Source organism: Streptomyces sp. NPDC046931 (assembly GCF_040644655.1).
In the GTDB taxonomy this organism is placed as follows: domain Bacteria; phylum Actinomycetota; class Actinomycetes; order Streptomycetales; family Streptomycetaceae; genus Streptomyces.
Map to the genome: position 1 here is coordinate 217081 of NZ_JBEYWX010000007.1, position 20087 is coordinate 237167.

Annotated in this window: 15 protein-coding genes; 10 read left to right on the forward strand and 5 right to left on the reverse strand. The window is 70.3% G+C overall.

Going from position 1 to position 20087, the window contains the following annotated elements:
- The first annotated feature begins 275 nt into the window (after positions 1-275).
- From glnA to ABZ876_RS16290, 4 genes are all read left to right on the forward strand, one after another.
- A complete protein-coding gene (gene glnA, locus ABZ876_RS16275; RefSeq protein ID WP_361780473.1) occupies positions 276-1637 on the forward strand; it encodes a type I glutamate--ammonia ligase in 1362 nt (453 codons plus the stop codon).
- Positions 1638-2309: 672 nt separating this feature from the next.
- Positions 2310-3254: a hypothetical protein gene (locus ABZ876_RS16280; protein WP_361780476.1), complete on the forward strand. Its 945-nt coding sequence runs from the start codon at positions 2310-2312 to the stop codon at positions 3252-3254.
- Positions 3255-3568: 314 nt separating this feature from the next.
- Positions 3569-4057, forward strand: coding sequence for a hypothetical protein (locus tag ABZ876_RS16285; protein WP_361780479.1), 489 nt, complete (start codon positions 3569-3571; stop codon positions 4055-4057).
- Positions 4058-4160: 103 nt separating this feature from the next.
- Positions 4161-4640: a nucleoside deaminase gene (locus ABZ876_RS16290; RefSeq protein ID WP_361780481.1), complete on the forward strand. Its 480-nt coding sequence runs from the start codon at positions 4161-4163 to the stop codon at positions 4638-4640.
- Here the strand turns inward: ABZ876_RS16290 and ABZ876_RS16295 are convergent.
- From ABZ876_RS16295 to ABZ876_RS16305, 3 genes are read right to left on the reverse strand one after another with little or no spacing between them, the layout of a single operon-like run.
- Positions 4633-5652: a TolB-like translocation protein gene (locus tag ABZ876_RS16295; RefSeq protein WP_361780484.1), complete on the reverse strand. Its 1020-nt coding sequence runs from the start codon at positions 5650-5652 to the stop codon at positions 4633-4635. The genes ABZ876_RS16290 and ABZ876_RS16295 overlap by 8 nt on opposite strands.
- The gene (locus ABZ876_RS16300) at positions 5649-6944 is read right to left on the reverse strand and encodes an MFS transporter (protein ID WP_361780487.1); all 1296 of its coding nucleotides are present in this window, start codon (positions 6942-6944) and stop codon (positions 5649-5651) included. The genes ABZ876_RS16295 and ABZ876_RS16300 overlap by 4 nt, the downstream gene beginning before the upstream one ends.
- A gap of 1 nt (position 6945) precedes the next feature.
- Entirely contained in the window at positions 6946-7836 is an 891-nt protein-coding gene (locus ABZ876_RS16305; protein WP_361780490.1) for an alkaline phosphatase family protein, read from the reverse strand.
- 192 nt (positions 7837-8028) lie between these two features.
- Between ABZ876_RS16305 and ABZ876_RS16310 the strand changes: the two genes are divergently transcribed.
- A complete protein-coding gene (locus ABZ876_RS16310; protein WP_361780493.1) occupies positions 8029-8946 on the forward strand; it encodes a DUF72 domain-containing protein in 918 nt (305 codons plus the stop codon).
- A gap of 304 nt (positions 8947-9250) precedes the next feature.
- Positions 9251-12250 (forward strand): bifunctional [glutamine synthetase] adenylyltransferase/[glutamine synthetase]-adenylyl-L-tyrosine phosphorylase, encoded by a 3000-nt coding sequence (locus tag ABZ876_RS16315; protein WP_361780496.1) that lies wholly within the window; start codon positions 9251-9253, stop codon positions 12248-12250.
- A gap of 26 nt (positions 12251-12276) precedes the next feature.
- Here ABZ876_RS16315 and ABZ876_RS16320 read toward each other — a convergent pair whose 3' ends face one another.
- Both ABZ876_RS16320 and ABZ876_RS16325 read right to left on the reverse strand, forming a co-directional pair.
- The gene (locus tag ABZ876_RS16320) at positions 12277-13146 is read right to left on the reverse strand and encodes a phosphatase PAP2 family protein (protein WP_361780499.1); all 870 of its coding nucleotides are present in this window, start codon (positions 13144-13146) and stop codon (positions 12277-12279) included.
- Positions 13147-13253: 107 nt separating this feature from the next.
- Entirely contained in the window at positions 13254-14288 is a 1035-nt protein-coding gene (locus ABZ876_RS16325; RefSeq protein ID WP_361780502.1) for a LacI family DNA-binding transcriptional regulator, read from the reverse strand.
- 426 nt (positions 14289-14714) lie between these two features.
- Here ABZ876_RS16325 and ABZ876_RS16330 point away from each other — a divergent pair, with 426 nt between their 5' ends.
- From ABZ876_RS16330 to ABZ876_RS16345, 4 genes are all read left to right on the forward strand, one after another.
- A complete protein-coding gene (locus ABZ876_RS16330) occupies positions 14715-15989 on the forward strand; it encodes an extracellular solute-binding protein (RefSeq protein WP_361780505.1) in 1275 nt (424 codons plus the stop codon).
- A 103-nt stretch (positions 15990-16092) separates the two neighbouring features.
- A complete protein-coding gene (locus ABZ876_RS16335) occupies positions 16093-17097 on the forward strand; it encodes a sugar ABC transporter permease (RefSeq protein ID WP_361780508.1) in 1005 nt (334 codons plus the stop codon).
- A 19-nt stretch (positions 17098-17116) separates the two neighbouring features.
- Positions 17117-18022: an ABC transporter permease subunit gene (locus tag ABZ876_RS16340; RefSeq protein WP_361780511.1), complete on the forward strand. Its 906-nt coding sequence runs from the start codon at positions 17117-17119 to the stop codon at positions 18020-18022.
- Positions 18023-18200: 178 nt separating this feature from the next.
- Positions 18201-19892, forward strand: a complete 1692-nt coding sequence (locus ABZ876_RS16345; RefSeq protein ID WP_361780514.1) for a glycoside hydrolase family 13 protein — start codon at positions 18201-18203, stop codon at positions 19890-19892.
- The last annotated feature ends 195 nt before the right edge of the window (positions 19893-20087 follow it).

The following is a 20087-nucleotide window of genomic DNA, read 5'->3' on the forward strand; positions in this document are numbered from 1 at the left end:
CGACCGTCACCACGCTAATAAAACTTGCATTTGAGATGCAAATTTTAGGGGGGAACCCGGACGGGGTCGGCCATTACAGATGGGCCGACGAGCAGGCAAGATGGGCGGCAGAGCGGAACACCCGCCCAGTGAGGCGTTCAGTCCGGGATCGGTCGGCCGATCATGGTCCGCAACGCGCACGAAACGCTGTTGTGGTGGGATGCTCAGGTGCCCGACCGTCTCTCCCGCGGCACCGGGGACAGACGGCCTGACCAGCAAGGATGGGGAAGCGGAAGATGGACAAGCAGCAGGAGTTCGTGCTCCGGACGTTGGAGGAGCGCGACATCCGTTTCGTACGCCTGTGGTTCACGGACGTGCTGGGCTTCCTCAAGTCCGTGGCCGTGGCGCCTGCCGAACTGGAGCAGGCCTTCGACGAGGGCATCGGCTTCGACGGCTCCGCGATCGAGGGCTTCGCGCGCGTCTACGAGTCCGACATGATCGCCAAGCCGGACCCCTCGACGTTCCAGGTCCTGCCCTGGCGCGCCGAGGCCCCGGGCACGGCCCGTATGTTCTGCGACATCCTCATGCCGGACGGCTCCCCGTCCTTCGCGGACCCGCGCTACGTCCTCAAGCGCGCCCTGGCCCGCGCCTCCGACCTGGGCTTCACCTTCTACACCCACCCGGAGATCGAGTTCTTCCTGCTGAAGGACCGCCCCCTCGACGGCAGCCGTCCCACCCCGGCCGACAACTCCGGCTACTTCGACCACACCCCGCAGAACGTCGGCATGGACTTCCGCCGCCAGGCGATCACGATGCTGGAGTCGATGGGCATCTCGGTCGAGTTCTCCCACCACGAGGGCGCCCCGGGCCAGCAGGAGATCGACCTGCGCTACGCGGACGCGCTCTCCACGGCCGACAACGTCATGACGTTCCGCCTGGTCATGAAGCAGGTGGCGCTGGAGCAGGGCGTCCAGGCCACGTTCATGCCGAAGCCGTTCTCGGAGCACCCCGGCTCCGGCATGCACACGCACCTGTCCCTCTTCGAGGGCGACCGCAACGCGTTCTACGAGTCGGGCGCCGAGTACCAGCTGTCCAAGGTCGGCCGCTCCTTCATCGCGGGTCTGCTGCGCCATGCGGCCGAGACCTCGGCGGTCACCAACCAGTGGGTGAACTCCTACAAGCGCATCTGGGGCGGCTCCGAGCGCACGGCGGGCGCCGGCGGCGAGGCCCCCTCCTACATCTGCTGGGGCCACAACAACCGCTCCGCCCTGGTCCGCGTCCCGATGTACAAGCCGGGCAAGACCGGCTCGGCGCGGGTCGAGGTCCGCTCGCTCGACGCGGGCGCCAACCCGTACCTGGCCTACGCGGTCCTGCTGGCCGCCGGCCTGAAGGGCATCGAGGAGGGCTACGAGCTGCCGCCGGGCGCCGAGGACGACGTGTGGGCGCTCACGGACGCCGAGCGCCGGGCGATGGGCATCGAGCCCCTCCCGCAGAACCTCGGCGAGGCGCTCGCCCTGATGCAGCGCAGCGACCTCGTCGCCGAGACCCTGGGCGAGCACGTCTTCGACTTCTTCCTGCGCAACAAGAAGCAGGAGTGGGAGGAGTACCGCTCGGAGGTCACGGCGTTCGAGCTGCGCAAGAACCTGCCGGTGCTGTAGCCCAGGTCATCAGCGGTTTCCCGCTGATTCGCCGCGTGGGGCCGGACGGTCAGGGACCGCCGGCCCCACGGCGTCCCAGCGCTTCCCTGGGCCGTCCCCGGGCCGTCCGGCGCCGGACCGGCGGTCCGAAAGAGGACGGATCGCCGTGGCCGGGGCACTGGCCGAGCGTCTCGACGCCTCGCCGGCGTCCGGCAGCACGCGGCGGGTCGAAGTGATAGAGCCGGCCCGACAGCGTCCAAGGCCCTTGGCCGAAGGCCGCCTTCTGCTCGGGCGTCATAGCTTCCCACTTCCGGAGCCAGGCCTGGGTGCCGGTCGACAGGCCGGGCTCGGGCTCCGGGGGCTCCGGCGCGCAGCGCTGCACGAACCACGCAGGCAGCAGCTCCGAACGGGCTGCCACTCGGCACCGGCGGGGGCGCCGAACCGCTCCCGCCCAAAGCCGCCTGCGCCGCCCGCCGAGGCCTGATCATCCGCCGTCTGTGGGCCAAACCAGTCAACGCGCCCGGCCGTTCAGGGGACACCCGGGCCGTCGGCGGCGCGGCTTCCAGCCCGCACCACGCTGCAGGGACATCCCTTGTACGACGTGTGGGCGTTCATGGCGCCCTTTCCCGAGAACGACAGCAGGCCGGGGCGGCCGGTCCTGGCCTGTCACAGAGAAGGAGAAGCCGGATGGTCATGCGAACGTCCCGACCGGTGTGGCATCGGTGGGTGTCGGCTGCGGTGGCGGCGGGGGCAGCCGGCCTCGCGGTGGCGGGGCCGGCCGCGGCCGTGGCCGCCCAGACAACGGTGGACTGCGACGCCGACCCCAACGCCCTGCAACCCGCGATCACCGCCGCTTCCCCCCGGGACACGCTGCTGGTGCGGGGGACCTGCACCGGCAACTTCACCATCGACAAGGACCTGACCTTGATCGGCCTGAGGCGAGCGGTCCTCGACGGCACGCACACCGGCACCACCCTCACGGTCACCAACGGCGCTCAGGTGCAACTGAAGAGCCTGACCGTCACCAACGGCAGCGGCTTCAACGGCGGCGGCATCGTCAACAACAGCGGGAGCACGCTGACGCTGTACCACTCGACGGTAAGCGACAGCACCGCCGTCAACGCCGGCGGCGGCATCTTCAACGACGACAACAGCACGGTCGTGCTGGACGACTCCACGGTGCGCAACAACACTGCGAGCCCTGGCAACGGCGGCGGCGTCTTCAACGCGCAGAACAGCGCCCTGACGCTGTACCACTCCACGGTCAGCGACAACACGGCGGGGAGTATCGGCGGCATCTACAACTTCCGCGGCACGGTCGTGCTGGACCACTCCACGGTGCGCAACAACACCTCCGCCTCCGACACCGGCGGCATCTACAACTTCGCCGGCGGCGTGTTGGTGCTGATCAACTCCACGGTGACGCGCAACACCGCGAACAACGGCAACGGCGGCGGAATCTCCAACGACAGCACGGTCACACTTATCGACTCGGCGGTGACGCGCAACACCGCGAACAACGGCATCGGCGGCGGAATCTACAACAACAACAAGGTGACGCTGGACCGCTCGACGGTGCGCAACAACACACCGGACGACTGCGCCCCGGCAGGCAGCGTTCCCGGCTGCCCCAGCTGAGGACGCATCCGCAGGGCACCCGGGTCCCTGTCCCGGGTGCCCCGGCGTCGGCAAGACGGCAAGAGCCGTGGCCCCACGCTCACTTCTGCGGCAATGCCGGGATTCCGTCGGCCGAATTGGTGCCGGGAGCCCTGGCCCACGGGGGCCGCCGACATGTACCTGCACGAGGTCGAGCAGCGCAATGCCTCCGACTGCTTTGTTCCGCTTCGGGTGCCGGCCGAATGCCTACCGATCAAGATGCGCGCGACCCTATGCTGTGCGCGGCGGTGCGTTGGTCTCACCGCTTTGGGGGGCGAAGAGCCGGCGGGGGGCCGATGGCTGCTTTCGGTAATTTATTCTCATGGCTGTTCGAAGGGGTGTACCGGGGGGACGACGACGGGGCACGCCACCTCGAAGCGATCCGGGCGCTCCAGCCGCAGCGTGACGATGCCTTCGAGCACGCCTATCTCTACTCGTGTCTCAGCGTTCTCGACACCAAGGCCCAGGCGCTCCTGTCCTATGACGGAATTCTGATGGCCGCCAGCTCGATCACGTTGTCGATGTTCTCACGGGACATCACCACGGGGAGTGTGCTGGTGTTCTCGTCCCTCGCCGTCAGCGGCATTTCCTCCGCCCTGTGTCTGAATGTCGTATGGGTGCACTGGACCGACACGGGTGAGCTGGAGAACTCCGATGACCTCTTCCTGAAACTGCTGCACGTGCGCAACCGAAGGACGCTGAGCTATCGGATCTCCTGGATCATCGCGCAACTGGCGGCCATCTTGCTCCTTCTTGGCGTGGTCCTTGAAAGAAGGGTTGCGTGAAAGGTGCGGCGATAGTCTTTCGAGAGTCTTCCCAGGATTTTCCTGAATGTGGCGCGCACGCGCAGTATCGACCTGTGAAGCCTGCTGGCGTATGCTGCCGGGCGTGACTCTCACAACGGTGGACACGGAATGCTTCGAAGCCGCGCTGGCAGAGGCGCGGAAGGGGCTGGACGCCGGTGGGGTTCCCGTCGGCGCTGCCCTCCAGCGGGACGGCCGCCTCGTCGCCGTAGGCCACAACGAGCGGGTTCAGCGCAACGACCCCATTGCACACGGCGAGATGGCGTGCCTGCGTAACGCCGGCCGTTTGACGTCGTACGAGGGCACCACGCTGTACACGACCCTGTCTCCGTGCGAGATGTGCACCGGCGCGATTCTTCTGTTCGGCATCAAGCGACTGGTGGTCGGCGAGGCCACGACCTTCGCGGGCGATCTGAACGCTTTCACCGAACGCGGCGTGGAAGTGATTCTCCTCGAAGACGCCCGGTGCAAATCCCTCATGGCGGAATTTCAGGAACGCTACCCGGACGTCTGGGCCGAGGACATCGGCCAGGCGCCGTCGGCCGAGGCCGAACGACTCATCTGACGTACGCCGGGGACACGGCCGCGGTGCTGATGCGCCGCGGCTTTCCCGTGCCGTCCGCCGGGAGTTCGTACAGGTCCGCCCCGTAGTCGCCGGGGAGGGCGTAGACCAGGGTGTGATCGTCCCGCCAGACGGCCTGGTCGTCGACGCTGCGGGGCTCCGCCAGCGGGGTCTCGCGCAGCGTGCGCAGGTTCAGGACGTACAGGTGCCAGGGGGCGTCCTTGGGGAGAGCGGTGACGCGTTTCTTGAACGCGATCCGGGTACCGTCGGGGGACAGGGACGGGCACTCCACATTCGTGTGAAGGGTGGTCACCGTGCGGCTGCGCAGGTCTCCGCGTATCAGGTACGTCGTCCCGTGCGTGGCGAGCGTCGCGTAGAACGTGCGGTCGTCGGAGGCGAAGGTCACGCCCCAGAAGTTCACGTCCGCCGCGTGGTACGTGCTGCCGTCCTTGACGATCCGGTACGCCTCCAGGGACGGGGTGAGCGCGCCCGTACGGGTGTCCACGATCGCCGTACGGGTCGAGAAGTTCGTACCCGCGTACGAGTCCCCGCCCACGAAGGCCGTCCAGGCGGCGAAGCGGCCGCTCGGGGAGACCCGGGCGCGGGACGGGATGCCCGGGACGTCGTAGCGGGCCCTGATGTGCAGGGAGGCGTCGAGGATCGCCGCCCGGTAGGTGTCCGAGACGGGTCCGTGCACCGCCTGGAGGCACACGCCGGTTCCCGAAGCGGCGTAAAAACGCAGGCACTTGAGGCCGGACGCCGTGCGCGGGCCCGAAGGGCTGGTGGCGGGGGCCGCCACCAGCTCGTCGCGGTGCGGCCCCCATGCCATGTTGCGGAACACCATCCGGCCGGGCTGCGTCAGGGTGACCGCACCCGGAGTGACGTTCGGGCCGCCTGCCTGTGTCCGGTCGCGCCGATCGGCGCGGGCGGAGGCGTGCAGCACGGAGGCCACGGCCACCGCCGCCAGGACGACCACCGCCGACAGCAACACCAGGATGCGGTTGCGTACGGTCATGCCGTTGCCTTGTCTCTCGGGCGAAGGGTCAGGGAGAAGGCGGCGCACGCCGCCAGCGCCACCGCCGACGCCGTGAGCGCCGTACGGTCGCCCCATACCGTCCAGGCCGCCCCGAACCCCAGCGAGCAGGCGAACCGGGCGAGGGCCTGGCCCGTCTGCACCAGCGCCAGTCCCGACGAGCGCAGGTGCTCCGGCACGCCTTCCGAGGCCGCCGCCATCAGCACCCCGTCGGTCGCCGCGTAGAAACCGCCGTGCAGGAGCAGCACCGCGTAGGGCAGGGCGGTGCCGTGCCAGGACGTGAGCAGCAGCGTGTACGCCAGGAGCAGCGCCGCGTGGCCCGCCAGGAACACCGTCCACCGGCCCGCCCGGTCCGCGAGCCGGCCCAGCGGCACCGCCAGGACCAGGAACGCCGCAGCCGTGCCCAGCGGAAGCAGCGCGAACCAGCGGTCGGGGACGCCGAGGCGCCGTTGCAGCAGCAGATACACGAAGGAGTCGCTGACCGTCGCCAGCCCCAGCAGCAGCGCGCAGACCGTGATCCGGCGCAGCTCATGGCGGTGGAGCAGCCCGACCGCCGCACGGAGGGTCGGACGGTCGGCCGGGGCGGTCCGCGCGGGCGGCCCGGCCGGGACCGGCTGTCGCCTGCCGCCCGGCACGAACAGCACCAGGACCAGCACCCCGACCACCGCCACACAGAAGCTGACCGTGAACACCGCGTCGTAGCCGTCCACCGTGGCCCGCAGGATCAGGAACGCCACGAGCGGGCCGAGCAACGCGCCCGCGGTGTCCATCGCCCGGTGCACCCCGAAGGCGCGGCCGCGGGTCTCCGGACTGCTGGACAGCGAGATCAGCGCGTCCCTGGGCGCCGTGCGCAGGCCCTTTCCGGTGCGGTCGGCGGCCAGCACCAGGCCGATGGGGGTGAGGGTGTGCACCAGCAGCAGGAGCGGTTTGCACAGCGCCGAGATGCCGTAGCCGAGGCCCGCCACCCACTTGTGACGCCCTCCGCCCCGGTCGGCCAGATGGCCTCCGGCGAGCCGTACGAGCGCCGAGAAGCCGTTGTAGATGCCGTCCAGAAGCCCGAAACCCAGCGGGGACAGGCCGAGGCCCGCCACCAGGTACAGCGGGAGCACCGCCGTGACCATCTCGGACGAGACATCGGTGACCAGGCTGACCGTGCCGAGCGCGAGCACCGTGGGAGCGACCGCGGCGCGGCGCCGCCCGGCGGGGGGCCGGGTGGCGCCGTCCGCGGCCGCCGGTGCCGACGGGGAGCCGGCGCGGCTGTCCGCTACATACACGTCAGGACGCCCAGATGCCGGTGATGTCCTTGGCGGAGGCCGCGTTGCCCGCGTGCGTCGTCAGGCCCTGGGTGTCCTCCAGGGTGCGCAGCAGGTCGTAGTGGTTGTACGTGGTCGAGCTGCTCGACCCGGCCGTCACCGGCTGGCCGTACAGGACCGTCGGGATGCGGTTGCCGCTGAGCCGGTTGTCCTCGTCGAAGGTGACGACGAGCAGGCTGTTGTGGGTCTTGGCCCAGGTGGCGTACGCGCCCAGGTTGTTCTCCAGCCAGGTGTCACCGGTCGACACGGAGCAGTCGTGCATGTCGCTGCACAGGTTGGGGACGACGAAGGAGACCTGGGGCAGCGTGGAGTAGTCGGTGGGGAACTGTGCGAGGGTCTTGGCACTCGACGTGGGGACGTTGCTGAATCCGAACCAGGGGTTGTGCTTGCGCGCGTACTTGCCGCTGCTGCACGTGGTCGAACCCTGGCTGGGCAGCGACTCGTTGTAGCTCGCCCAGGTCCGGCCCGCGGCGATCAGCTCGGAGGCCAGGTTCCGGGCGGAGGAGAAGCCCGGCGTGTAGCAGCTGTCGTCCGTGATGCCCTGGGTGGAGCCGGAGAACAGCGCGAAGTAGTTGGGCTGGCTGGGGTGGGTCTCGGCGTACGACTGGGTCAGATTGGCACCGCCGGACGTCAGCGAGTTGATGTACGGGGCGCTGGAGGAGCCGATGACCTGGCTGTAGGCATGGTTCTCGAAGACCACGACGACCACGTGGTCCGGGCTCGGCACGGCGCCCGCGGCGTGCGCGGGGGACTCGCCGCCGAGCCCGGTCCACAGCCCGATCGCTGCGACGGCGAGGGCCGCGGCGGACGCCACGGCGGTGCGGGTACGGCGGTAGACGGAACGGCCGGACACTTCGACCTCCGGTAGGGGGAGGGTACGGGGAGGCGGTGCGGACAGAGCATGCGCACGCCAACGTTCCATACCCTCACGCCGTCTCACCCGGCGGATGAAAACGCGGTGAATTGCTGCCGCTGACAGGCGCCCGCGTCAACACAGCACCGAATACGCCGCGCTGACGCCGCGTCGGGCGGGTACCCGCGGCCCATGGGTGAGATCCTTGTGGGGACGTGTTCCTGGACCGACCGGGCGCTCGTGGCGAGCGGGTGGTATCCGCCGGGGCGGCGCGACGCCGAGGGACGCCTGAGGTTCTACGCGGAGCGGTTTCCGGTGGTGGAGGTGGACTCGTCGTACTACGCGCTGCCCAGCCCCCGCACCAGTCGGCTGTGGGTGGAGCGCACACCAGAGGGCTTCGTCTTCGACGTCAAGGCCTTCTCCCTGCTGACGGGACATCCGACGCGGCCGGCCGCGCTGCCCGCCGATCTGCGCCCCGCCCTGTCCGGCCGGCGGGCAGCCCCGCCGGACGGCGGGGACGTGGGGCTGCTGGACGAGGTGTGGGCGCGCTTCACCGAGGCGCTGTCACCGCTGCGGGAGGCCGGGCGGCTCGGCGCCCTGCTGTTCCAGTTCCCCCCGTCGCTCGCGCCGGGCCGGGGCGCGGAGGAGTTCGTACGCCGCTGTCGCGAACGGGCCCATGGCTGGCCGTTCGCCGTGGAGTTCCGGCACCCGGACTGGTGGCGGGGCGGCCGGGGCACCGCCACCACGGCGCTGCTCGCGGACCTGGATGCCGCCGCCGTGGCCGTGGACACGGCACAGGGGCTGCCCGCCTCCATGCCGCCCGTCACGCCGGTGACCGCGCCCCGGCTCTCCGTCGTCCGCTTCCACGGGCGCAGCCCGGCCTGGGGCACGGGGTCCAAGGAGGACCGCTTCCGCCATGCGTACGCCGGCCGCGAGCTGGGGGAGTGGGTGCCGCGGATCCGTGCCCTGGCCGAGCGGACCGACCAGGTGCACGTGCTGTTCAACAACTGCTGCGGCGACGCGGCGGTCCGCGCGGCCGAGACCCTGGGCCGACTGCTGGACGAGCAACTCCCGCAGCCAGGGCCCGCCCGGACCGAGACGCCCACCTGACCGCCACGCTGCGGCCGGGGCGGGAGAGACCAGGCACCCCGGCCCGGGCCACGTTCTCCCGGGGCCGGGACTCATCTGTCCCGGAACGGGAGCCGGAGACGCACGCACCCCGCATCGGGAGCCGGAGACGCACGCACCCCGCATCGGGAGCCGGAGACGCACGCACCCCGCATCGGGAGCCGGAGACGCACGCACCCCACATCGGCCGGGCGCCCCTCTCCCACCCCCTCGCGGGCGCTTCCGGCGGGTGCTGCGGCTAGGCTCAAAGCCGCAGGACCTTGATCGACGCTCGGGAGGCCAAGGGATGACCGTGCCCCAAGGACGCAGGAGCAGTACCTTCACCCGGCTGCTGCGGCACGGCTTCACCGATCCCTCCGCCGCCGAGCGGCTCCTGGAGAGCGACGAGCTGGAGCCGATGAGGGCCGACCCCGTGCTGCTCGAGGCCCTGGGCGGGACGGCGGATCCCGATCTGGCGCTGCGCGGGCTCGTCCGGCTCCTGGAGGCGCAGCCCACCCCCACCGGCCGGCGGGAGCTGCTCGACACGCTGATCGCGGCCAAGCCCCTGCGGGACCGGCTGCTCGGCGTCCTCGGCGCCTCCGCCGCGCTCGCCGACCACCTCGCCCGCCACCCCGGCGACTGGTACGCGCTGGTGACCTACGAGCCCCAGGACCTCCACCCCGGGGTGGAGGAATTCGAACGGCAGCTCGCGGACGCCACCGACCCCGTCTCGCTGCGCGTCGCCTACCGCCGCTGTCTGCTGTCGATCGCCGCGCGCGACGTGTGCGGCACCACCGACGTCGCCGAGACCGCCGCCGAACTGGCCGACCTCGCCACCGCCACCCTCCGGGCCGCCCTCGCCCTCGCCCGGGCCGCCGCCCCCGACGACGCCGCGAGCTGCCGGCTCGCGGTGATCGCGATGGGCAAGTGCGGCGGCCACGAGCTGAACTACGTCTCCGACGTGGACGTGATCTTCGTCGGCGAGACAGCGAACGGCGCCGACGAGCGCAAGGCCCTCCAGGCCGCGACCCGGCTCGCCTCGCACATGATGCGGATCTGCTCCGAGACGACCGTCGAGGGCAGCATCTGGCCCGTCGACGCCAATCTGCGCCCCGAGGGCAGAAACGGCCCGCTCGTGCGCACCCTGAGCAGTCATCTCGCCTACTACCAGCGCTGGGCCAAGACCTGGGAGTTCCAGGCCCTGCTCAAGGCCCGCCCGGTGGCCGGCGACAGGGAGCTCGGCGAGCAGTACGTGACCACCCTCGCCCCCCTGGTCTGGGGAGCCGCCGAGCGTGAGAACTTCGTCGCGGACGTGCAGAAGATGCGCCGCCGGGTCGTCGCCAACATCCCCGCCGGGGAGATCGAGCGGGAGCTGAAACTCGGTCCGGGCGGCCTCAGGGACGTGGAATTCGCCGTACAGCTCCTTCAGCTGGTGCACGGGCGCTCCGACACCTCGCTGCGCAGCCGCACGACCCTGGACGCCCTGAAGGCGCTCGCGGCCGGCGGCTACGTCGGGCGCACCGACGCCGTGCAGCTGGACGAGGCGTACCGCTTCCTGCGTTCCATGGAGCACCGCATCCAGCTCTTCCGGCTGCGCCGCACCCACCTCGTCCCCGAGGACGAGGCCGACCTGCGCCGCCTCGGCCGCTCCCTCGGCCTGCGCACCGGCCCCGTCGAGGAGCTGCTGCGCGAGTGGAAGCGGCACACCGGCGTCGTACGCCGGCTGCACGAGAAGCTGTTCTACCGGCCACTGCTCGACGCTGTCGCCCAACTCGGCCCCGGCGAGGCGCGGTTGAGCCCCGAAGCGGCCCGGGAACGCCTGGTCGCGCTCGGCTACGCGGACCCGGCCACCGCCCTGCGCCATCTGGAGGCGCTGGCCTCGGGCGTCACCCGCAAGGCCGCCATCCAGCGCACCCTGCTGCCCGTCCTGCTCGGCTGGTTCGCGGACTCCGCGGACCCGGACGCGGGCCTGCTCAACTTCCGCAAGGTCTCGGACGCGCTCGGCAAGACCCCCTGGTATCTGCGGCTGCTCAGGGACGAGGGCGCCGCCGCCGAGAACCTCGCCCGTGTGCTGTCCGCGGGCCGGCTCGCCCCCGACCTGCTGATGCGCGCGCCCGAGGCGGTGGCCCTCCTCGGCGACGGCGAGGGCGGCGGGCTCGAACCGCGCGGGCGGGCCCAGTTGGAGCAGGAGATCCTCGCCGCCGTCCGCCGCGCCGAGAGCGCCGAACAGGCGGTGACGGTGGCACGCGGGGTGCGCCGGCGCGAGCTGTTCCGTACGGCCGCCGCGGACATCGTCGGCTCGTACGGCAGCGAGGACGCGCCCGCCCGCCCGGACCAGGGCGAGCTGATCGACCTGGTCGGCGGCGCGGTCTCGGACCTCACGGCGGCCACCCTGGCGGGCACGCTCCGTGCGGTCGTGCGGGCCGGCTGGGGCGACACTCTGCCCACCAGGTTCGCGGTGATCGGCATGGGCCGTTTCGGCGGACACGAGCTGGGCTACGGCTCGGACGCGGACGTGCTGTTCGTGCACGAGCCGCGGGAGGGCGTGGACGAGCGGGAGGCGGGCCAGGCCGCGAACAAGGTGGTCGCGGAGATGCGGCGGCTGCTCCAGCTGCCGAGCACCGACCCGCCGCTCCTCATCGACGCGGATCTGCGGCCCGAGGGCAAGTCGGGACCGCTCGTGCGCACCCTGGCCTCGTACGAGGCGTACTACCGGCGCTGGTCGCTGGTGTGGGAGTCGCATGCGCTGCTGCGGGCCGAGCCCGTGGCCGGGGACGAGGACCTGGGCCGGCGCTTCATCGCGCTGATCGACCCGCTGCGCTATCCGGCGCGGGGGCTGGGCGCCGAGGCCGTACGCGAGATCAGGCGCCTGAAGGCCCGCATGGAGTCGGAACGGCTGCCGAGGGGCGCGGACAAGACGCTCCACACCAAGCTGGGCCGTGGCGGACTGTCGGACGTGGAGTGGACGGTCCAGCTGCTCCAGCTGCGGCACGGCTGGGCGGAACCGGGCCTGCGCACCACCCGCACCCGCGCCGCCCTGGCCGCCGCGCTCGAGGCGGGGCTGATGTCCGAGGAGGACGCCGCGATCCTTGACGAGGCCTGGGTGCTCGCCTCACGGGTGCGCAACGCGGTGATGCTGGTCCGGGGCCGGGCCGGCGACACGTTTCCGTCCGAGAGCCGGGAGCTCGCCGCGGTGGGCCGCTACCTGGGGTACGGGCCGGGGCACGTGGGCGACATGCTGGACGACTACCGGCGTACGACGCGCCGGGCCAGGGCCGTGGTGGAGGAGCTTTTCTACGGCTCGTGAGGGAAGGGGCGGCGGCGGGCCGCCCCTCATGCCTCCGCGGGCAGCAACACGGGGCCGCCGGCCCCCGCCACCCGGCGCGGCAGCGCGTACGGCAGGGCGCCGTACCACAGCCACGCCGCCGCGAAGCCGACCGAGACGCAGAGGGTCCCGCCGACCGCGTCCAGCCAGAAGTGGTTCGCCGTGGCGACGATCACCGTCAGTGTCATCGCCGGGTACAGCAGGCCCAGAACCCGCACCCACCGCACCGTGCTCAGCGCGAACAGCGTCAGGCCGCACCACAGCGACCAGCCGATGTGCATCGACGGCATGGCCGCGTACTGGTTCGACATGTGCTTCAGGTCGCCCGACGCCATCGAGCCCCAGGTGTGGTGCACCACCACCGTGTCGACGAAGTCCCCGCCGTTCATCAGGCGGGGCGGGGCGAGCGGGAAGAAGTAGTAGCCGAGCAGCGCGACCGCCGTCGTGGCGAACAGCGCCAGCCGCGTGGCCGCGTACCGGCCCGGATGGCTGTGGAACAGCCACACCAGGACCCCGAGGGTCACCACGAAGTGCAGGGTGGCGTAGTAGTAGTTCATTGCGACGATCAGCCATGTCACTGAGTTGACGGCACGGTTGACCGAGTCCTCGACCGCCATCCCCAGGAGGTGTTCGAGACGCCACAACCCGTCCGCGTTGGCCAGCGCCGGTGCCTTCTGCTCCGGTACCGCGTTGCGGATCAGGGAGTAGGTCCAGTAACTGACCCCGATCAGCAGGATTTCGAACCAGAAGCGTGGGCGGCGCGGAGTGCGGAGCCTGCGCAGAAGGCTCGCCCCCGTGCGGTCCTCCGTCGTGTCCGTGACGCCCTGTGGTGCGGCCGGCACCCGGCCTTCCACTGTCGTCACGGTCCTGTCACCCATAGGCACAGAGTCTGCCAGAAAAGCGTTGCCGACCGATCATCCCCCGGAAGGGTGGCGGTCGCATGTTCTCCACCTGGCGGACCCCTGCGGGGCCCCGAAACTCCTGCTCAGGTATGAGTCCGGTCCCCAGGCGCCGAAGCGGTCGATCCCCGCACCACCAGCTCCGGCATGAACACGAACTCACTGTGCGGCGCGGGTGTGCCGCCGATCTCCTCCAGCAACGTCCGCACGGCCGCCTGACCCATCGCCGGGACCGGCTTGCGGATCGTCGTCAGCGGCGGGTCCGTGAAGGCGATCAGCGTGGAGTCGTCGAAGCCCACGACCGAGATGTCCGTGGGGACTTCCAGCCCGCGCTGCCGTGCCGCGCGTATCGCCCCCAGCGCCATCATGTCGCTCGCGCACACCACCGCCGTGCACTCCCGGTCCATCAGTGCGGTCGCCGCCGCCTGGCCGCCCTCCAGGGTGTAGAGGGAGTGCTGGATCAGCCGCGACTCGACGTCCTCGGGAGCCAGCCCGAACTGGTCCTGCATCGTGCGGACGAATCCCTCGATCTTCCGCTGCACCGGCACGAACCGCTTGGGCCCGAGAGCCAGCCCGATCCGGGTGTGCCCCAGGGACGCCAGGTGGGTGACCGCCAGCGACATGGCGGCCCGGTCGTCGGGGGAGATGAAGGGCGCCTGCACCTTGGGGGAGAAGCCGTCCACCAGTACGAAGGGCACGCCCTGGGCACGCAGCCGCTCGTAGCGCTGCATGTCGGCGGTGGTGTCCGCGTGCAGGCCGGAGACATAGATGATGCCCGCCACCCCGCGGTCCACCAGCATCTCCGTGAGCTCGTCCTCGGTGGAGCCGCCCGGGGTCTGGGTGGCCAGCACCGGGGTGTATCCCTGCCGGGTCAGCGCCTGGCCGATGACCTGGGCGAGTGCCGGGAATATCGGGTTCTCCAGCTCCGGGGTGATCAGGCCGACCAGGCCCTCGCTGCGCTGGCGCAACCGCACCGGACGCTCGTAGCCCAGCACATCGAGAGCGGCCAGCACGGACTGGCGGGTGGTCGCGGCGACGCCCGGCTTCCCGTTGAGGACGCGGCTGACGGTCGCCTCGCTGACCCCCGCCTGCACCGCGATGTCGGCAAGCCGTGTGGTCACGGGATGGGACTGTACCGGCCGTGTCTCGGCTTGCCCACCAATCCGACGCCGGGCCCGGGCGGTCGGTCGGCCCGCTGCGGGTTGCTGCGTCATCGAACTCCCTCGTGATCGTGTTCGGCGTCCGTGTCCGCAAGAGGATGGTCCCTGCGCCGGAGACGTGTGGCAAGAGCTTTCAGAGTCTTGCACAAGTGCCCCTGACCCGGCAGACCAGCCGGTAGACCAGGTATACCAGGCCTCACGGCGAGGTCACGGACGGGTAACCATCACCGGTTCTTGCACTTTTTTTCTGCAAGCTCTTTCGCGCCGATTGCATCGCTGTTACGTTCACGTCGCCCGGCGGCAGCAACGGCGCAGTCGGAGTCGGCAGGGGCGGCGGACGGGACCGCCACCTGGAGCTACACGGGCTTTCACCCTCAAGGAGAACTCATGCGGCGTGGCATAGCGGCCACCGCGCTGGTGGCGTCCGTCGCCCTCGCGGCGACGGCCTGCGGCGGAAGCGACAGCGGCAGTGACAAGGCGGACGGTCCGGTCACCATCACCTGGTGGGACACCTCCAACGCCACCAATGAGTCGCCGACGTACAAGGCGCTGGTCCAGGACTTCCAGAAGGCCAACCCCAATATCAAGGTCCAGTACGTCGACGTCCCCTTCGACCAGGCGCAGAACAAGTTCGACACCGCGGCCGGCTCCAAGGGCGCCCCGGACGTGCTGCGCTCCGAGGTCGGCTGGACCCCCGCCTTCGCGAAGAAGGGCTACTTCCTGCCGCTGGACGGCACCGAGGCCCTAGCGGAGAAGGACAAGTTCCAGTCCAGCCTGATCCAGCAGGCCCAGTACGAGGGCAAGACCTACGGCGTGCCCCTGGTGACCGACACCCTCGCGCTGGTCTACAACAAGGCCCTCTTCAAGAAGGCCGGGATCACCGAGGCGCCGAAGACCTGGGACGAGCTGAAGTCCGACGCCGCGAAGGTGCAGGAGAAGGCCGGCGTCGACGGTTACTGGGGCTCCACCCAGGCCTACTACGCGCAGAGCTTCCTCTACGGCGAGGGCGCCGACACGGTCGACGCCTCCGCCAAGAAGATCACCGTGAACTCGGCCGCCGCGAAGAAGGCGTACGGCACCTGGCTGAGCACGTTCTCCGGCAAGGGCCTGCACAAGGCCGACACCACCGCCGACGCCTACGCCCACATCCAGGACGCGTTCGTCAACGGCAAGGTCGCCGCGATCATCCAGGGCCCCTGGGAGATCACGAACTTCTACAAGGGCTCGGCCTTCAAGGACAAGGCCAACCTCGGCATCGCCACCGTCCCGGCCGGTTCCGCCGGCAAGGCGGGCGCCCCGACCGGCGGTCACAACCTGTCCGTCTACGCGGGCTCGGACAAGGCCCACCAGGAGGCGGCACTGAAGCTCGTCAAGTTCATGACCTCGGCGAAGTCCCAGGAGACCATCGCCCTGAAGAACTCCACCCTGCCGACCCGTGAGGACGCCTACAGCGCCCAGGTCAAGGCCGACCCCGGCATCGCCGGCTACCAGAGCGTGCTCACCGCCGCCCAGCCGCGCCCGGCGCTGCCCGAGTACAGCTCGCTGTGGGGCCCGCTCGACACCGAGCTGCCCAAGATCGCGGGCGGCAAGGAGCCCCTGGACAAGGGTCTGAGCAACGCCGAGCTCGCGATCCAGAAGCTGGTTCCGGACTTCAGCAAGTAAGCCCCGAGTGGCCGCCGGATCTCCCTGAGACACAGGGGGAGAGATCCGGCGGCCACAGGCCGTGCCCGGCCCCTCCCCCTGCTCCTTCAGAAGGTGTCGAACCATGACAGTCGCCATCGACCGCGCGACCGGCAAGCGCCGCGGTGACCGCGCGCCTCGGCCCGGGCTGGGCCGGCGCCTCAGGAACGGATTCCACAAGCACTGGTACGCCTACGCGATGATCGCTCCGGTGGTCGTCGTTCTCGGCGTCATCGTGGGATACCCGCTGGTGCGGGGCGTCTACCTGACTCTCACCGACGCCAACAGCCTCAACTCGGCGCGCACGATCGGCGTCAACCACATCGACGCCACCTACAAGTTCATCGGGCTGGACAACTACAAGGACATCCTGTTCGGTCCGACGTCGTACGACCGCTTCTGGTCGCACTTCCTGTGGACCGTCTTCTGGACGGCCGCCTGCGTGCTCCTGCACTACACCATCGGCCTCGGCCTCGCGCTGATGCTCAACCAGAAGCTGCGCGGCCGCACCTTCTACCGGCTGCTGCTGGTGCTGCCCTGGGCCGTGCCGACCTTCGTCACCGTCTTCTCCTGGCGGATCATGCTCGCCGACTCCGGCGTGCTCAACCAGGTCCTCGACGCCCTCCACCTGCCCCAGCCGCAGTGGCTGGAGGACACCTTCTGGCAGCGGTTCGCCGCGATCATGGTCAACACCTGGTGCGGCGTCCCGTTCATGATGCTCTCGCTCCTCGGCGGCCTCCAGTCCATCGACTCCTCGCTCTACGAGGCCGCCGAGATGGACGGTGCGAGCGCCTGGCAGCGCTTCCGGCACGTCACCCTGCCCGGCCTGCGCTCGGTCAGCTCCACCGTGGTGCTGCTCGGCATCATCTGGACCTTCAACCAGTTCGTCATCATCTTCCTGCTGTTCGGCAAGAACTCCGCCCCGGACGCCCAGATCCTCGTCACCTGGGCCTACCAGCTGGGCTTCGGACAGCAGCCGCGCGACTTCGCCCAGTCCGCCGCGTACGGCGTGCTGCTGTTGTCGCTCCTGACCGTCTTCACCTCCTTCTACTTCCGCTGGCTGAAGCGCAATGACCAGCTCGCCGTCTGACGCCGCAGGAGCCGCCGCCATGAGCACCACGACCCTCGAAAAGACCCAGGCCGGGCCGATCCCCGCAGCGCTGCCCCGGCGCCGGACCCGAGGGCGGGGAGAGCGCGGCCCGCTGGGCGCCGCCCTGCTCCACGGCGGCCTCGTCGTGGCGAGCCTCATCGCGCTGGCACCGGTGGCCTGGCTGTTCTACCTGTCCCTCGGCCCGGACAAGGAGGACTACCTGCACCCGGGCGAGATCGCCGGCAGGCTCACCTTCTCCAACTACAGCTTCGTGCTGCAGCACACCGCCTTCTTCGACTGGTTCAAGTCGACGATGATCGTGGCCCTCGGCACCACCGTGATCGGTGTCTTCGTCGCCGCCACCACCGGCTACGCCGTCTCGCGCATGCGCTTCCCCGGCTACAAGCCGCTGATGTGGGTGCTGCTGCTCACCCAGGCCTTCCCGATCGCCATCCTGATCGTGCCGATGTACGAGATCTTCAGCGAACTCGGTCTCGTCGACACCTACTGGTCGCTGATCGTGATCAACTGCACCACGGCCGTGCCGTACAGCGCCTGGCTGCTCAAGGGATACTTCGACACCATCCCCTTCGAGATCGACGAGGCCGGACGCGTGGACGGGCTCACCCCCTTCGGCACCTTCTTCCGGCTGATCCTGCCGCTGGCCCGCCCGGGACTGGCCGTCGCCGCCTTCTACAACTTCATCACGGCGATCGGCGAGGTCGCCTTCGCGACCACCTTCATGCTCGACGACTCGAAGTACACCTTCGCCGTCGGACTGCAGACGTTCGTGAGCGAGCACGACGCGCAGTGGAACTACATGGCCGCCACCGCGGTGTTGATCGCGATACCCGTGACCGTGTTCTTCTACCTTGTCCAGAAAAACCTGGTGACCGGCCTCACCGCGGGCGGCACGAAGGGCTGACCACCCTCCCGGGGTTCCCGCGCGCCTGACCCGCGCGGGTGGCGGCCGCGGTGCTCGTCCGACCCCGCTGTCACCGCGGCCGCCAGTCACCTCCGCCCCGCCCAAGCCCCATGACCCGAACCTCTCCCCACTTTCGGCTTCGCTCGACCGGGGGGACCCTCATCGCATCAAGGACGCCATGAGCCAGCACTCCGCCGACCCGGCCCCGAACACCGCCCTCGCCACCGTCGCAACCCACCGCGACTGGTGGCGGGACGCGGTGATCTACCAGGTCTATCCGCGCAGCTTCGCCGACAGCAACGGCGACGGCATGGGCGACCTGGAGGGCGTACGTTCCCGCCTTCCGTATCTGCGCGACCTCGGTGTGGACGCCGTATGGCTCAGCCCCTTCTACGCCTCGCCGCAGGCCGACGCCGGCTACGACGTCGCCGACTACCGGGCCGTCGATCCCATGTTCGGCAACCTCCTGGACGCCGACGCCCTGATCCGTGACGCCCACGGGCTGGGGCTGCGCATCATCGTCGACCTGGTCCCCAACCACTCCTCCGACCAGCACGAGTGGTTCAAGCGGGCGCTCGCCGAGGGCCCCGGCTCCCCGCTGCGGGACCGCTACCACTTCCGCCCCGGCAAGGGCGAGAACGGCGAACTCCCGCCGAACGACTGGGAGTCCATCTTCGGCGGCCCGGCGTGGACCCGCGTGCCGGACGGCGAGTGGTACCTGCATCTGTTCGCGCCCGAGCAGCCCGACTTCAACTGGGAGCACCCGGCGGTCGGCGACGAGTTCCGCTCGATCCTCCGCTTCTGGCTGGACATGGGCGTCGACGGCTTCCGCGTCGACGTCGCCCACGGCCTGGTGAAGGCGGCGGGCCTGCCCGACCTCGGTACCCACGACCAGCTCAAGCTGCTGGGCAACGACGTCATGCCGTTCTTCGACCAGGACGGCGTCCACGACATCTACCGCCAGTGGCGCACGATCCTCGACGAGTACTCCCCGGAGCTCTCCGAGCAGGGCGGACCCCACGAGCGCATCTTCGTCGCCGAGGCATGGACCCCGACCGTCGAGCGCACTGCCAACTACGTCCGTCCGGACGAACTGCACCAGGCCTTCAACTTCCAGTACCTGGCCACCGACTGGGATGCGGGGCAACTGCGTGCCGTCATCGACCGGACCCTCGACGCGATGCGCCCCGTCGGCGCCCCCGCCACCTGGGTCCTGTCCAACCACGATGTGACCCGCCACGCCACCCGCTTCGCCAACGAGCCCGGCCTCGGCACTCAGATCCGCACGGCCGGAGACCGCGAGCTGGGCCTGCGCCGCGCCCGCGCGGCCACCCTGCTGATGCTGGCGCTGCCCGGCTCGGCGTACGTCTACCAGGGAGAGGAACTGGGCCTGCCGGACGTCGTGGATCTGCCGGACGAGGTGCGCCAGGACCCGGCGTACTTCCGGGGCGAGGGCCAGGACGGCTTCCGTGACGGCTGCCGGGTGCCGATCCCGTGGACCCGCACCGGGCCCTCGTACGGCTTCGGCAGTGGCGGCAGCTGGCTGCCGCAGCCCGCGAGCTGGGGCGACCTCAGTGTCGAGGCCCAGCAGGGCGTCCCCGGCTCCACCCTGGAGCTGTACCGCACCGCCCTCTCCGTGCGGCGCGAGCAGCACGGGCTGGGCGCGGGCGACTCGGTGGAGTGGCTGAGGGCGCCCGGGGGGGTGCTCGCCTTCCGCCGCGGGCATGTGGTCTGCGTCGCCAACACCGGCGGCGAGGCGGTCGTGGTCCCGTCGTACGGCCGTGTCCTGGTCGCCAGCGGTGAGGTGACGGAGGCGGACGGTGAGACCAAGGTGCCCGCCGACACGACGGTGTGGTGGACCACCGGCTGACCGCCGCGAGCCGTCTCATCCGGTTTCAGGGGCCCGTCGTCCGTAGGGGACGGCGGGCCCTTTCGGCTGCCGCGGGGGCCTATGCGGCCCCAACCGGCTTCAATCCGGCGCTATTTCGCGTATGTGACAGGAACATGTCCTGGGGGTTGACCGCCGAGGTCGGGACTCGTACGGTCTGCTGCACTGCAAGTAGTT

Excerpts from the sequence above, each read along its gene's own strand:
- ABZ876_RS16285 (WP_361780479.1), top strand. The coding sequence starts at position 3,569 with ATGGCTGCTTTCGGTAATTTATTCTCATGGCTGTTCGAAGGGGTGTAC.
- ABZ876_RS16295 (WP_361780484.1), bottom strand. The coding sequence starts at position 5,652 with ATGACCGTACGCAACCGCATCCTGGTGTTGCTGTCGGCGGTGGTCGTC.
- ABZ876_RS16310 (WP_361780493.1), top strand. The coding sequence starts at position 8,029 with ATGGGTGAGATCCTTGTGGGGACGTGTTCCTGGACCGACCGGGCGCTC.
- ABZ876_RS16315 (WP_361780496.1), top strand. The coding sequence starts at position 9,251 with ATGACCGTGCCCCAAGGACGCAGGAGCAGTACCTTCACCCGGCTGCTG.
- glnA (WP_361780473.1), top strand. The coding sequence starts at position 276 with ATGGACAAGCAGCAGGAGTTCGTGCTCCGGACGTTGGAGGAGCGCGAC.
- ABZ876_RS16345 (WP_361780514.1), top strand. The coding sequence starts at position 18,201 with ATGAGCCAGCACTCCGCCGACCCGGCCCCGAACACCGCCCTCGCCACC.
- ABZ876_RS16330 (WP_361780505.1), top strand. The coding sequence starts at position 14,715 with ATGCGGCGTGGCATAGCGGCCACCGCGCTGGTGGCGTCCGTCGCCCTC.
- ABZ876_RS16280 (WP_361780476.1), top strand. The coding sequence starts at position 2,310 with ATGCGAACGTCCCGACCGGTGTGGCATCGGTGGGTGTCGGCTGCGGTG.
- ABZ876_RS16320 (WP_361780499.1), bottom strand. The coding sequence starts at position 13,146 with ATGGGTGACAGGACCGTGACGACAGTGGAAGGCCGGGTGCCGGCCGCA.
- ABZ876_RS16340 (WP_361780511.1), top strand. The coding sequence starts at position 17,117 with ATGAGCACCACGACCCTCGAAAAGACCCAGGCCGGGCCGATCCCCGCA.
- ABZ876_RS16335 (WP_361780508.1), top strand. The coding sequence starts at position 16,093 with ATGACAGTCGCCATCGACCGCGCGACCGGCAAGCGCCGCGGTGACCGC.